Here is a 14,206-nt window from a genome sequence, read left to right on the forward strand (position 1 = left end):
GGGCAACCCGCGTGCCAGCCCCGAAGTGCTCGGCGTGGGTGCCGGTGCCGGGGTGGGGCTTGCCGCCGCGCTCTTCCTGTTCGCGTCTCCGGGGCTCGCCCTTCGCCTCGGCTTTTCCGTTCTCGGCGCGCTTGCGGTGCTGGCCGTCATGCTGGCGGTTGCCGCACGCGCCTCCTTCGGGCGCAGCCACCTCCTTCTGTCCGGCATTGCCGCGGGCGCGCTGTGCAGCGCCGTGCTCACCTCGGTCATCGCCATGGGCAATGTGCAGTCCTACGAAGTTCTGCGCTGGCTGAGCGGATCGACGAACGATGCCGGGTGGAGCGACGCCGTCTTCGCCGCGTTCGCGGCGAGCGCCTTGATCGCACCTGTCCTGCTCGTCTGGCGCTGGTTGGAGATATTCCCGCTCGGCGATACTTTCGCCTCCGCGCTGGGCATCCCCGTCAGGCGGAGCCGTGCCGTTCTCGTGGGAACGGCGGCGCTTTTGACGGCCGCGGCCTCGCTTTTGGTGGGGCCCTTGAGCTTTGTCGGCCTGGTGGCGCCGCATGTCGCGCGCCGGATCGGGCTTCCCGTAGGCCCCGCCCATCTGTTCGGGGCGGTCTTGATCGGCGCCACGCTCCTGATCGTGGCGGACTGGCTTGGTAGGATGATCGCCTTTCCCTACCAGATGCCCGTCGGGCTCTTCGCCGCGGTGGTTGCCGGACCGTATCTCGTGTGGCTTCTCGGCAGGGGACGCAATGAAGCTGCCAGGTCGTAAAGTGGATCGAACATCGAGACGCGGGACCATGCTCAGAGGGTTCTTTACCTATTACGCACCTTACAGGTCGCTGTTCCTGCTGGATTTTTCCTGCGCGATCCTGGCGGGCCTCCTGGAGCTCGCCTTTCCGATGGCGGCCAAGATGTTCGTCGACAATTTCCTGCCGACCGGGAGCTGGTCGCTCATCCTCCTGGCCGCGGCCGGGCTCGCGGTCATGTATGCCGCCAACACGGCGCTGACGGCGGTCGTCGTCTATTGGGGGCACATGCTGGGGATCAACATCGAGACCGACATGCGCCGCAAGGCCTTCGACCATCTGCAAAGGCTTTCCTTCCGCTTCTACGACAACAACAAGACCGGTCACCTCATCGCCCGCGTCACGAAGGACCTGGAGGAGATCGGCGAAGTCGCCCACCACGGTCCCGAGGACCTCTTCATCGCCGTGATGACCTTCATCGGCGCCTTTGCGCTGATGCTGACGGTGAATGTCCAGTTGGCGCTGATCACCGCCGTCATCGTGCCCCTGGTCGCCTGGCTCACCACCACCTATGGCGGGCGGATGACGCGCAACTGGCAGGCGCTCTACGGCCGGGTCGGCGATTTCAACGTGCGTATAGAGGAGAATGTCGGCGGCATGCGCGTGGTGCAGGCATTCGCCAACGAGGACCACGAGCGCCGCCTGTTCGACCGGGACAACGCCCGCTACCGCGACACGAAGCTCGAAGCCTACAAGATCATGGCGGCCTCCACTTCGCTCAGCTACATGAGCATGCGGCTCGTCCAGCTCGTCGTCATGCTGGCCGGCAGCTATTTCGTGCTCCAGGGCAGCCTCACCTATGGCGGCTTCGTGGGCTTCCTGCTGCTCGTGACCGTCTTCTTCCGCCCCATCGAGAAGATCAACGCCGTCATCGAAACCTATCCCAAGGGGCTTGCCGGTTTTCGCCGCTACCAGCAGCTTCTCGAAACGGCGCCCGACATCACCGACCGGCCCGGGGCGAAGCCAGCGCCCGCCTTTCGCGGGGCGATCCGCTACCGCCGCGTGACCTTCGGCTATGACGGCGCGCGCCCGGTCCTTGAGGATGTGGATCTGTCGATCGCTCCGGGCGAGACCGTGGCCTTCGTCGGCCCGTCGGGAAGCGGAAAGACGACACTTTGCGCGCTGCTGCCGCGCTTCTACGACGTGCAGTCGGGGGCGGTGACGATCGACGGCATCGATATACGCGACATGACGCTCGCCTCACTGCGCCAGCAGATCGGCATCGTGCAGCAGGATGTTTTCCTGTTCGGCGGTACCGTCCGCGAGAACATCGCCTATGGGCGGCTCGACGCATCCGAGGCGGAGATCTGGCAGGCCGTGCGGCGTGCACGCCTGGAGGAAACCATCCAGAATTTGCCGCAGGGGCTGGACACCGTCATCGGCGAGCGCGGCGTGAAGCTGTCCGGCGGGCAGAAGCAGCGGCTGGCGATCGCCCGCATCTTCCTGAAGAATCCGCCGATCCTGATCCTCGACGAAGCCACCTCCGCGCTCGACACCGAGACCGAGCGCGAGATCCAGAGGTCCCTTGCAGACCTTTCGCAGGGCCGCACCACGCTCGTGATCGCCCATCGCCTGGCAACGGTGCGCAGTGCCGACCGGATCGTCGTCATCGACGGGTCGGGCATTCGCGAGGAGGGCACGCATGACGAGCTTCTGGCACACGGCGGCCTCTACCGGCGCCTGCAGGAAGGATCGGGCGTTCCGGGGAAGGCATCCGAGCGCCTGTCCGTGCTGCAATGAGGCAATCTACGTGAGAAGGTGTATTGCCTTGACGGCGGCGGAAGCCCGGTTTTCCACGCCGAGCTTGATGTAGATCTGCTCCAGGTGCTTGTTCACCGTGCGTGGGCTGAGACCCAGGACATCGCCGATATCGCGGTTGGATTTGCCCCGCGCGATCCAGAACAGCACCTCGCTTTCCCGCGCCGTCAGCCCGAAATGCTGCCGAAGCGTGCCTTGCTGGTCGTCGTTGCTTTCGGAAATCAGCCGGAAGAGGTGCTCGTCTGAGCCAATCGGCCCCAGATAGATAAGTTGCAGATCGGTGGAATTGGCGCGCTCCAGCGTGATTGTCCCGCCGGCAACGCCCCCGGTTTCGGCAAGCCACGCGCTGACGCGGGTGCCGAGCGCTTCGGTGGCATGTTCGCCACCTGGCGTATCGAGGAGCCTTCTCACCTGCGGCGTCGTCCAATGCACCGCGCCGTCGGAAGAAAAGGCCATCAGATGCCTTCCCGCCGCGTCGAGCGCCACCCGGGCGCGATGCGTGCTGCGTGCGTTGGCCAGGTGCACCCGCATGCGCGCGCGCAGTTCCTCCAGGTTGATCGGCTTGGTGAGGTAGTCGACGCCGCCGGCCTCCAGCGCGCGGACCACGTGCTCCGTCTCCGTCAGGGCGGTCATGAAGATGACCGGCACATGCGCGATTGCAGCCTGTGCCTTGATGCGGCGGCAGGTCTCGAAGCCGTCGAACCCGGGCATGACGGCATCCATCAGGACAATGTCCGGCGTGAGCCTGCCGAGGATGTCGAGCGCCGCCTCGCCGCTGGTGGCGACCAGCACCGTGATGCCCGCTTCCTCGAGCGCACGCGTGAGGAAGCCGAGCGCCTCGGGCGAATCGTCGACGACCAGGATGATGTCCCCTTCGGGCGTGATGTCACTCATCTTCGCTCACGCTCTCCAGCAGTTTTTGATAGCCGTCGAAATCATACGCCTCCATGCGCATCCGCAGCATTTCGACCAGACGTGCGTTCTCCGGCGTGCGGGCGAGTTCCGCAAGCTTGTTGTCGATGCCGCGCACATGACCGATCCGGCCAAGGTCGGCAAGCTCGCGCAGATGCCGTGCGCCGGGCGAACGGAGCAGCGAGCCGTCCTCCCGCCCCGCTGCCCTTTCGTTCCTTGCCGTGCCTTCCTCGATCCATTCGAGTTCGAGATGCGTGGCGATCTTCTCCATCAGCTGGCGCAGATCGAACGGCTTCGTCAGCGTGTCGCTGTGGCCTGCATCGCGGTTGGTCCGGGCGATCTCGTCGCCGATATTGGCCGACAGCATGATGATGGGAGCGGCCTGGCCGTTTTCCCGCAGGCGCGCGACGAGTTCCCAGCCGCTCATGCCCGGCATGAGGATGTCGATGAAGAAGAGATCCGGCCGTCCGCCCTCGATCAGCGTCAGGCACTCCGGCCCGTCGACCGCCGTCAGCACGGTGAAGTCGAGCGGCTGCAGCATCTGCCGCATCATCTCGCGGTGCTCGGCATTGTCGTCCACGACCATGATGGCCCGGCGCTGCCCCTTGTAGCCCCTGATCGCCCGGTGCTGCGTGGCGGGCATCGCCGGCCGGTCCACTTTGGCGAGCATGAGGCGCACCTGGAAGACGGAGCCCGCGCCGGGCTTCGTTTCCACGGTGATCTCGCCGCCCAGGGTCTCTGCCAGAAGCTTGGTGATGGTCAGCCCCAGCCCCAACCCCGGCGAAAGCCGGTTGCGTTCGGCCTGTCCGCGCGCAAAGGGCTCGAAGATCCGCGCCAGATCCTCCTCGCCGATGCCCGGCCCGCTGTCGGCGACGCGGAAAGTCGCCACCTCGGAGCGGTAGGATACCGTGAAGGCGACCTCTCCGTGGTCGGTGAACTTGATGGCGTTGGAAAGCAGGTTGACGAGAATCTGCCTGAGGCGCTTCTCGTCCGCGCGCACGTGCTGCGGCAGGTTGGCGTCGCGGCGGTGGCGGAAGGCGAGCCCCTTCGCCTCCGCCTGCAGGCGGAACATGCCGACGATCTGGTCGAGGAAATCGGAAAGGTTGATGTCGTTGGAATAGACCTGCAGCCGGCCCGCCTCGATCTTGGAGATATCGAGCAGCCCGTCGATGAGGCCGGACAGGTGCTCCGCACTGCGCCGGATGACGCCGACCGAGGAGAGCCAGGGTGCCGGCAGTTCCCGCTCGCGCTCCAGGATCTGGGCATAGCCCAGCACCGCGTTGAGGGGCGTGCGCAACTCGTGGCTTAGCCCCACGACATACCGGCTCTTGGCGCGGTTGGCGGCTTCCGCCTTCTCCTTCGCTTTTTGCAGTGCTGCGTCGGTCTTGCGATGCGCGGTGATCTCCTTGAGCAACAGCGTGTTCTGCCGCGCGCTTTCCTCCTCCGCGATCCCGCGCGTGTCGTGCGCAAGGACGATGAACCAGGTCACGACGCCGGCCACCACGCAGAAGGCGAAGAAGACGACGGCGATCGTGCCGCCGACCACGTCCGCCGTCTCGGGGGCGGCGCGCGTGGCGAAGGAATAAACCAGCGCCAGAATGGCGCCGATCAGGGCAACGGCACAGACCATGCCCAGCGCAAACCGGCCAAGCCGCGTCTGCAGTCTGTGCACGGCCCAGGCCGGCAGCAGGCGCTCGGCCACGTGCATCGCCTGCGCGCGTACATTTGCCTTGGGCTTGCACAGATCGTGACAACGCGCATCAAGCGAACAGCACAGCGAACAGATCGGCGCGGCATAGGCCGGGCACCACGCCATGTCCTCGGGCTCGAAGGCGTGCTCGCAGATGGAGCATGTGAGGCTTCCGGCACCCTGCCACGCCTTCCTCGGCTTGCGGGCCAGATAGTATTGCCCCTTCGTGGCATAGGCGATTGCCGGCGCGGCGATAAACGCCGTAAGGAGTGCGATATAGGGCGCAAGCGCTGCCGCCATCGGGCCGAAGGTGCCGAAATGGGCGACAAGCGCAATCGTGCCCGACAGTGCCATGGATCCGACTCCCACCGGGTTGATGTCGTAAAGGTGGGCACGCTTGAACTCGATGCCCGGCGGCGCCAGCCCCAGCGGCTTGTTGACGAAAAGGTCGGCCGAGACGGTGCACAGCCACGCCATGGCGACGATGGAGAAGATGGTGAGCGTCTGTTCCAGGAGCCGGTAGATGCCGAGCTCCATGAGGAGAAGCGCAATCGCCACGTTGAAGACGAGCCAGACGACGCGGCCGGGATGGCTGTGGGTGAGGCGCGAGAAGAAGTTCGACCAGGCGAGCGAGCCGGCATAGGCGTTCATGACGTTGATCTTGAGCTGGCTGACGACGACGAAGACCGCCATCAGGATCAGCGCCAGGGTCTCGTCGGGGATCATGTAGCCGAAGGCGGCCGCATACATCTGGGCCGGTTCGGCGGCGTGCTCGGCCGGCACGCCCGTCGACAGCACCAGGACAGCGAGAAAGGAGCCGGCGAGCAGCTTCGGCGCGCCGACGACGACCCATCCGGGACCGGCCAGGAACACGCCCAGCCGGTAGCGCTTGGGTTTCCCGCCTTCCGCCGGCAGGAAGCGCAGGAAATCCACCTGTTCGCCCACCTGCGTCATCAGCGCCAGGATGACGGCGGATGCCGCACCGAACTTGGCCAGCTCCAGCACGGACGCGCCGCCGGCGCGCGCCGCGTCGACGCCGGGAAAGGCGAGCCACAGCCCGAACGTTTCCCAGTCCATCACGGCGATGAAGAGGAAAGGCAGGATGTTGAGCACGATCCAGATCGGCTGGGTGAGAAGCTGGAAGCGGCTGATAAGCCTCACGCCGTGCGTGACCAGCGGGATCACCACCACCGCGCTGACGATGTAGCCGATCCACAGCGGGACGCCGAAGGCGAGTTTGAGCGCGCTCGTCATGATCGACGCCTCGATGGCGAAGAGAATGAAGGTGAAGCCCGCATAGACGAGCGAGGTGATGGTCGAGCCGATATAGCCGAAACCCGCGCCGCGCGTCAGAAGATCGATGTCGAGCCCATGGCGGGTGGCGTAGCGTGCGATCGGCACCCCGACGGCGAGAATCGCGATGCTTGCGACGATGATCGCGGCGATAGCGTTGGCGGTTCCGTAGGACAGCGTGATCGCCCCGCCGATCGCCTCCAGCGCGAGGAAGGATATGGCGCCGATGGCCGTCTGCGAGATGCGTTGGCTAGAAAAGCGCCGGGCGCTCTTGGCCGTGAAACGCAGGGCATAGTCCTCCAGCGTCTCGTTAGCCACCCAGCGATTGTACTCGCGCCTGATTGGAAGGATCCGCTGCCGCGCCACTGTCTGTTTCGAAGTCCCCCTGGTGTTCGGTCTCTACATGACTACTTTTTCGGCAGTTTCGCAATATGATTAAAAAGTAGGCGAACAGCTTTCCGTCGTTTCCGAACGGAGCGCCGGTGAAGGCTTTGCGGAAATTCGCCCTGCCGCCCTGTCCACCTACGTTGTTCGACGTATGGGCATCCGGTGCACCCGGCTGCAAAGTTCCCTTCGGCAGAGCCTCACAAGACTCTCGGTTCGAACAATCTGCAGGGGAACACAACGATGAGCACGACATTCACCCGCCGCGCGGTGCTGGCCACGGCGCTTGCTGGCGGTCTGACGCTCGCCGCAGGCGGCGCATTCGCGCAGGAAGACACGATCAAGGTCGGCGTCCTGCATTCGCTCTCGGGCACCATGGCGATTTCCGAGACGACGCTGAAGGACACCATGCTCTTTCTGATCGAGGAGCAGAACAAGAAGGGCGGCCTTTTGGGCAAGAAGCTCGAGGCGGTGGTCGTCGACCCGGCTTCGGACTGGCCGCTCTTCGCGGAGAAGGCGCGCGAACTGATATCAGTTGACGAGGTGGCGGCAGTCTTCGGCTGCTGGACGTCCGTCAGCCGCAAGTCGGTCCTGCCGGTGTTCGAGGAGTTGAACTCGATCCTCTTCTACCCCGTCCAGTACGAGGGCGAGGAGAGCCAGCGCAACGTCTTCTACACCGGTGCCGCCCCCAACCAGCAGGCCATCCCCGCTGTCGACTATCTCATGAACGAGGAAGGCGTGGAGCGCTGGGTGCTGGCCGGCACCGACTATGTCTATCCGCGCACCACCAACAAGATCCTCGAACAGTACCTGAAGGATCATGGCGTCGCGGAAGAGGACATCATGATCAACTACACGCCTTTCAGCCATTCAGACTGGCAGACCATCGTCTCCGACATCAAGGCGTTCGGCTCTGCCGGCAAGAGGACGGCGGTGGTCTCCACCATCAACGGCGACGCCAACGTGCCCTTCTACAAGGAACTTGCCAACCAGGGCGTCTCCGCGCTCGACATTCCCGTGGTCGCCTTCTCGGTCGGCGAGGAAGAGCTTGCCGGCATCGACACCGCGCCACTGGTCGGTCATCTGGCCGCCTGGAACTATTTCCAGTCCGTCGACACGCCTGAAAACGAGGCGTTCATCGCCAAGTGGCGCGAGTTCGTGGGCGACGAGAACCGGGTGACGAACGACCCGATGGAAGCCCATGTGATCGGCTTCAACCTGTGGGTCCAGGCGGTCGAGGAGGCCGGCACCACCGACACGGATGCCGTGATCGACGCCATTGTTGGGCTGGAGACGCCGAACCTGACCGGCGGCACCGCCAGGATGCTGCCCAACCACCACGTCACCAAGCCCGTGCTGATCGGCGAAATCCAGGACGACGGCCAGTTCGAGGTGGTCTGGGAAACGGAGGAGACGGTGCCGGGTGATGCCTGGTCCGACTACCTGCCCGAATCCAAGGCGATCAAGGCTGATTGGACCGATCCGATCAACTGCGGGAACTACAATACCGAAACCGAGACCTGCGGCGGCGCGAGCTGAGGCGTCCCCGCGAGGGGGTGGGGCTGACGCGCCGGGCGGCAATGTTCTGCGGCGGCCCGGCTCGGCGCCCCGGTTTGAAAAGAATCGGGGCGCGACCGCGACCACCCCACCCGTCCGCCACAACGCACATTGCCAGTACAGAGCCATGCACCCGACCCGCCTTGTCCCGAAGCTTCTCCTCGCGCTGGTGCTCCTCATCGCTGCCATTCCCGGTGCGTTCGCTCAGGATATCGAAGCGCTCGTGCAGGCGCTGCCCGAAGGCGGCTATTCGGACCGCGAGAAGGTGATCTTCGACCTCGCCGCCACGGGTGACGACCGCGTCGCCGGCCTGCTCGAAGCGCTCGGCGAAGGCGACTTCCATGTCCGGAAAAGTGATGGGCGCGTCGTTGTCGCCCGCAAGGCTGGCGATGGTTACGCGTTGGCCGACCCGCTAACCGGCGAGGACATCGGCACGGCGGTCTCCTCCGAACTCGACAAGGTTCGCGTCAACAACCGTCTGCGCCGGGCGATCGGCAGCGCGATCGGACAATTGACCTTGATGAGCCCGAAACCGGCAGTCCGTCTCAGGGCGGCGCGCAGCCTGTTGAGCCGCGCCGACCCGGATTCGCTGGAACTTCTGGATACCGCGCTCGCGGCGGAAACCGACGCGGATGTGAGGCGGGTGATGGAAACCGCCCGCGCCGCGGCCATCCTCGAGACCGACGCAGGTTTCGAGACGAAGCAGGAAGCTGTCGGCACGCTTGCGGCGCGCGGCGATCGCGAGGCGCTGGCAGCGCTGAGGAAGGCGCATTCCTCCGCCGCGCCGGACCTGGCGCCGGCCATAGAAGATGCCATTGCCGGCATCAACCACCGGCTCGCCATGTGGGAGAACCTGCAGAACGTGTGGTACGGCCTGTCGCTTGGCTCCGTGCTCCTTCTGGCGGCGATCGGTCTTGCTATCACCTTCGGTGTGATGGGCGTCATCAACATGGCCCATGGCGAGTTCATCATCCTGGGCGCCTACACCACCTTCGCAGTGCAGGAGGTCATCCGCACGTCCTTTCCCGGCCTGTTCGACTATTCGCTGGCGATCGCCCTGCCGCTCGCTTTCCTGGTCGCGGCAGCCGTCGGCATCGCCATCGAGCGCGGCGTCATCCGCTGGCTCTACGGGCGACCGCTCGAGACGCTGCTCGCCACCTGGGGCCTGAGCCTCATCCTGCAGCAGGCGGTGCGCACCATCTTCGGCCCCAACAATCGCGAGGTGGGCAATCCCTCCTGGATGTCCGGCGCCTTCGATCTGGGCGGACTGGCGATCACCTGGAACCGCATGTGGATCGTCGTCTTCGCCTTTGCCGTGTTCGCCGTGCTTCTCATCGTTCTCAACCGCACGCCGCTCGGCCTGCAGATGCGCGCCGTCACCCAGAACCGCCGCATGGCCTCCTCCATGGGCATCCGTACGCCCTGGGTCGATGCCATGACCTTCGGGCTGGGATCCGGCATCGCCGGCATTGCCGGCGTGGCGCTCAGCCAGATCGACAACGTCTCGCCCAACCTCGGCCAGAGCTACATCATCGATTCCTTCATGGTGGTCGTCTTCGGCGGGGTGGGCAATCTGTGGGGCACGCTGGTCGGTGCGATGACGCTGGGCGTCGTCAACAAGTTCCTGGAGCCCTATGCCGGCGCGGTGCTCGCCAAGGTGCTCATCCTCGTCTTCATCATCCTCTTCATCCAGAGGCGTCCGCGCGGGCTGTTCGCGCTCAAGGGCCGGGCGGTGGACACATGATCACCAAGACGCTCATGCGCGCAATGGACGGCAGGGCTTTCCTGGTGGTGGCGATCCTGCTCGCCATCGCCGTCTTCGTGCCCGCCTCGAACCTCTTTCTGCCCGCCGGCCATCCGCTGCGCGTGCCGGACCACTTCGTGCCGCTTCTCGGCAAGTACCTCACCTATGCGATGCTGGCGCTGGCGCTCGACCTCGTGTGGGGCTTCTGCGGCATCCTCTCGCTCGGCCACGGTGCCTTCTTCGCGCTCGGCGGTTACGCCATGGGTATGTATCTCATGCGCCAGATCGGCGACCGCGGGGTTTACGCAAACCCCGTCCTGCCGGATTTCATGGTGTTCCTGAATTACGATGAATTGCCCTGGTTCTGGCACGGCTTCGACATGTTCTGGTTCGCAGCGCTCATGATCGTGCTCGTGCCGGGGCTGCTCGCCTTCGTCTTCGGCTGGCTCGCCTTCCGCTCACGTGTGACGGGCGTCTATCTCTCCATCATCACCCAGGCCATGACCTATGCCCTGATGCTCGCCTTCTTTCGCAACGATATGGGCTTTGGGGGCAACAACGGGCTGACCGACTTCAAGGACATCCTCGGCGCGCCCATCCAGGCGGGCACCACGCGCGCCGCGCTCTTTGCCGCGTCCGCGGTCGCGCTCACCGTTTCCTTCATCGTCTGCGCGGCCATCGTGCGCTCCAAGCTCGGCAAGGTGCTCGTCGCCGTGCGTGACGCCGAGAGCCGCACGCGCTTTCTCGGCTACAGGGTGGAAGGCTACAAGCTCTTCGCCTTCACCGCGTCCGCCGTGATCGCCGGCATCGCCGGCGCGCTCTACGTGCCGCAGGTAGGCATCATCAATCCCGGCGAGTTCGCGCCGGCCAATTCCATCGAGATCGTCGTGTGGGCCGCCGTCGGCGGGCGCGGCACGCTGGTGGGGCCGATGATCGGCGCCGTCCTGGTGAACGCCGGAAAATCCTGGTTCACCGGTGTGTGGCCGGAATTCTGGCTTTTTGCGCTGGGCGGCCTGTTCGTGGCCGTCACGCTCTTCCTGCCCAGGGGCATTGTCGGCACCATTGCCGGGGGCTGGGCGGCGCTGAAGGCGCGGCGCACCTCCGCACACGCGGAGGAGGGTGTCGACGAGAGCACGACGACATCCCGCCTCGAACCCTCGCCGGCGGAGTGATCCATGGATGCACGCAGCGACACCCTTCTCTATCTCGACGGCGTCTCCGTTTCCTTCGATGGGTTCAAGGCCATCAACAATCTCTCGCTGATCGTCCGCAAGGGCGAATTGCAGGCGATCATCGGGCCGAACGGTGCCGGCAAGACGACGATGATGGACATCGTCACCGGCAAGACGCGGCCGGACCGAGGCGAGGTCTTCTTCGCCGGAGACATCGACCTGACGAAGCTCGACGAGGCCGCGATCGCCGAACTCGGCATCGGACGCAAGTTCCAGAAGCCCACCGTCTTTGAAAGCCACACGGTGTGGGACAATCTGGAACTGGCGCTGAAGAACCCGCGCGGCGTCTTTTCCGCCTGGTTCTACCATCCCTCGCGTGACGATGTGGAGCGTTTGGAAGAGATCCTCGACACCATCCGCCTCGGCGCGCGCCGGGACGAGCTGGCGGCCAATCTGAGCCATGGACAGAAGCAGTGGCTGGAGATCGGAATGCTGCTTGCGCAGGACCCGAAGCTGCTGCTGGTCGACGAGCCGGTGGCAGGCATGACGGACGCCGAGACGGTGGAGACGGCGAAGCTCCTGAAGGAGATCGCCAGGTCGCGTTCGGTGGTGGTGGTGGAGCACGACATGAGCTTCATCCGCGATCTCGCCGCCCGCGTCACCGTCCTGGCGGAAGGCTCGGTGCTGGCGCAAGGCAGCCTCGACCACGTGAGCGCCGATCCGCGCGTCATCGAAAGCTATCTGGGGAGGTGAGGATGGCGAGCGCACTGGCCGTCGAGGGGATCGATCTCTACTACGGCGCAGCAAGGGCGCTGAAAGGCGTCAGCCTGGAGGCGCAACCTGCCGCCATCACCGCCGTGTTGGGGCGCAACGGCGTCGGCAAATCCTCGCTTCTGCGCGCCATTGCCGGCACACATCCGGTGCACGCGGGCGAGATCGTCCTGGGCGGTGAAAGCCTCGGCAAGGCGCCGCCCTATCGCCGCGCGCGCCTCGGGCTCGGCTACGTGCCGCAGGGCCGCGAGATTTTCCCGCTGTTGACGGTGCGCGAAAACCTGCAGACGGGGTTCGCGCCCCTCAAGACCCGCGAGCGGTCCATCCCCGAAACGGTGTTCGAGCTCTTTCCGGTGTTGAAGGACATGCTTTCCAGGCGGGGCGGGGATCTGTCCGGTGGCCAGCAGCAGCAACTGGCCATCGGCAGGGCCCTTGTGACCCGGCCGAAAGTCCTGATCCTGGACGAGCCGACCGAAGGTATCCAGCCCTCCATCATCAAGGATATCGGCCGGGCACTCGCATTCCTGCGCGACGAGATGGACATGACGATCCTCCTGGTGGAGCAATATCTCGACTTCTGCCGTGCGCTGGCCGACCGGATTCATGTTATGGATCGGGGAGAGATCATGCATTCCGGCCCGGCTTCCGACCTCGATCGGCCGGAGGTCAGGCGGCACCTGATGGTTTAGTTTCGCAATGTTGCCTGGTTTTCCGGCCCTGACTGCCTCTCGCCTCTATCCTCCCGCCCACATGCAGCGCGCACGCGGCACGGGCCGCTTGAGCACGAAGCTGCGTGCGGAACGGACGTGCATCGACACCTTCTACCAGGAGGGCTGCGCCAAGATCCGCCTGCCGCGTACCCATGGCGAAGGCCTGGAGGCGGTACTGATCAACACTGCCGGAGGACTGACCGGCGGGGATCGGCTCGAATGGAAAGCCGATGCGGCGCCCGGATCGAAGCTGGTGCTGACAACGCAGGCCTGCGAGCGCATCTACCGTTCTACCGGGGACGATGCGCGGGTCTCGACGACACTGAAGATCGGCCCCGGCGCGCATGTCGACTGGTTGCCGCAGGAGACCATTTTGTTTGAAGCGAGCCGGCTTCACCGGACCCTCACGGTGGATCTGGCGGAGGGAGCGACGCTGACCGCGGTCGAGGCGGTGCTGCTCGGCCGTGAGGCGATGGGGGAAGCCGCGCGCTCGGCACGGCTCAGGGACCGTTGGGAAATCCGCCACGAGGGCAGGCTTGTCCATGCCGAGGCAAATCGGCTGACCGGCGATGGCTTCGAACGTGAAGCGCCCTCGCTCCTGGACGGGAACAACGCTTTCGCCACGGTGCTTGCCATCACGCCCGACGCCGCGGAGAAGCTGGAGGCGTTGCGCGCACTGCTCGACCCACATATCTCGGCTGCCGCGAGCGCCGTGGGCGAACGGCTCGTCCTACGCGTGCTGGCACCCTCGGGGCTTGAGTTGCGGCGCGTCATCGCACCGGCCATTGCGCTGCTTTCCGGCGCTGGCGCCCTGCCGCGCCTGTGGACCATCTGAAGGAAGCGAGAACCCATGAACCTGACACCCAGAGAAAAAGACAAGCTGCTGGTTGCCATGGCTGCGCAGGTGGCGCGCCGGCGGCTCGAGCGCGGCGTCAAGCTCAACCATCCCGAGGCCGTCGCGCTGATCACGGATTTCGTGGTTGAGGGTGCCCGCGACGGCCGCCCCGTCGCCGAGCTGATGGAGGCCGGTGCCCATGTGATCACGCGTGCGCAGGTGATGGAGGGTGTGGCCGAGATGATCCGCGACATCCAGGTTGAAGCCACCTTTCCCGACGGCACCAAGCTCGTCACCGTTCACGAACCGATCCGCTAACCGCCATTCCGGGGGACTTCGCATGCTCAAACGTCTCGCATTCGCCGCCATGGCACTCTTCGCCGCCACCGCACCGGCTTTCGCGCATCTGAACCCGGCCGAGCACGGCTCCTTCCTGGCCGGCTTTTCGCATCCGCTCTTCGGTCTCGACCATATCCTGGTGATGGTGGCGGTCGGCCTGTGGGCGGCGACGCTTGGCGGGCGGGCCGTCGTGGCCGTCCCGGCCGCCTTCGTCGGCACGATGGTGTTCGGCTTCGCGGCCGCGCTCTTC

At 65.4% G+C, this 14,206-nt stretch carries 12 protein-coding genes; 10 read left to right on the forward strand and 2 right to left on the reverse strand.

Annotation, left to right across the window (positions count from 1 at the left end; all coding sequences use genetic code 11):
- The coding region (locus tag ACFP9U_RS18060; RefSeq protein ID WP_378623582.1) for an iron chelate uptake ABC transporter family permease subunit at positions 1-754 on the forward strand (754 nt) is incomplete at its 5' end.
- Positions 755-782: 28 nt separating this feature from the next.
- Complete coding sequence (locus tag ACFP9U_RS18065) at positions 783-2,531, forward strand: ABC transporter ATP-binding protein (RefSeq protein WP_378623584.1); 1,749 nt, start codon at positions 783-785, stop codon at positions 2,529-2,531.
- A gap of 6 nt (positions 2,532-2,537) precedes the next feature.
- On the opposite strand, the gene ACFP9U_RS18070 is transcribed toward ACFP9U_RS18065, so the two are convergent.
- Together ACFP9U_RS18070 and ACFP9U_RS18075 are read right to left on the reverse strand one after the other, a co-directional pair.
- Positions 2,538-3,443, reverse strand: coding sequence for a response regulator (locus ACFP9U_RS18070; RefSeq protein ID WP_378623586.1), 906 nt, complete (start codon positions 3,441-3,443; stop codon positions 2,538-2,540).
- Positions 3,436-6,810, reverse strand: coding sequence for an ATP-binding protein (locus ACFP9U_RS18075; RefSeq protein WP_378623588.1), 3,375 nt, complete (start codon positions 6,808-6,810; stop codon positions 3,436-3,438). The genes ACFP9U_RS18070 and ACFP9U_RS18075 overlap by 8 nt, the downstream gene beginning before the upstream one ends.
- Positions 6,811-7,071: 261 nt before the next feature.
- Here ACFP9U_RS18075 and urtA point away from each other — a divergent pair, with 261 nt between their 5' ends.
- The 8 genes from urtA to ACFP9U_RS18115 form a co-directional block, all read left to right on the forward strand.
- Positions 7,072-8,367, forward strand: a complete 1,296-nt coding sequence (gene urtA / locus ACFP9U_RS18080; protein WP_378623590.1) for an urea ABC transporter substrate-binding protein — start codon at positions 7,072-7,074, stop codon at positions 8,365-8,367.
- A 145-nt stretch (positions 8,368-8,512) separates the two neighbouring features.
- The gene (urtB, locus tag ACFP9U_RS18085) at positions 8,513-10,129 is read left to right on the forward strand and encodes an urea ABC transporter permease subunit UrtB (RefSeq protein ID WP_378623591.1); all 1,617 of its coding nucleotides are present in this window, start codon (positions 8,513-8,515) and stop codon (positions 10,127-10,129) included.
- On the forward strand, positions 10,126-11,301 hold the full coding sequence (gene urtC, locus ACFP9U_RS18090; protein WP_378623593.1) for an urea ABC transporter permease subunit UrtC: 1,176 nt from the start codon (positions 10,126-10,128) through the stop codon (positions 11,299-11,301). Before urtB ends, urtC begins: the two co-directional genes overlap by 4 nt.
- A gap of 3 nt (positions 11,302-11,304) precedes the next feature.
- Positions 11,305-12,054, forward strand: coding sequence for an urea ABC transporter ATP-binding protein UrtD (gene urtD / locus ACFP9U_RS18095; RefSeq protein ID WP_378623594.1), 750 nt, complete (start codon positions 11,305-11,307; stop codon positions 12,052-12,054).
- Between the two features lie 2 nt (positions 12,055-12,056).
- Positions 12,057-12,761 (forward strand): urea ABC transporter ATP-binding subunit UrtE, encoded by a 705-nt coding sequence (urtE, locus tag ACFP9U_RS18100; protein WP_378623596.1) that lies wholly within the window; start codon positions 12,057-12,059, stop codon positions 12,759-12,761.
- Positions 12,762-12,849: 88 nt separating this feature from the next.
- Positions 12,850-13,617: an urease accessory protein UreD gene (locus ACFP9U_RS18105; RefSeq protein WP_378623598.1), complete on the forward strand. Its 768-nt coding sequence runs from the start codon at positions 12,850-12,852 to the stop codon at positions 13,615-13,617.
- Positions 13,618-13,632: 15 nt separating this feature from the next.
- The gene (locus tag ACFP9U_RS18110; RefSeq protein WP_378623599.1) at positions 13,633-13,935 is read left to right on the forward strand and encodes an urease subunit gamma; all 303 of its coding nucleotides are present in this window, start codon (positions 13,633-13,635) and stop codon (positions 13,933-13,935) included.
- A gap of 22 nt (positions 13,936-13,957) precedes the next feature.
- Positions 13,958-14,206: HupE/UreJ family protein (locus ACFP9U_RS18115; protein WP_378623601.1), on the forward strand; the 249-nt coding region annotated here is incomplete at its 3' end.

Origin of the sequence: Nitratireductor sp. GCM10026969 (genome assembly GCF_042660605.1) — a bacterium.
Taxonomy (GTDB): domain Bacteria; phylum Pseudomonadota; class Alphaproteobacteria; order Rhizobiales; family Rhizobiaceae; genus Chelativorans.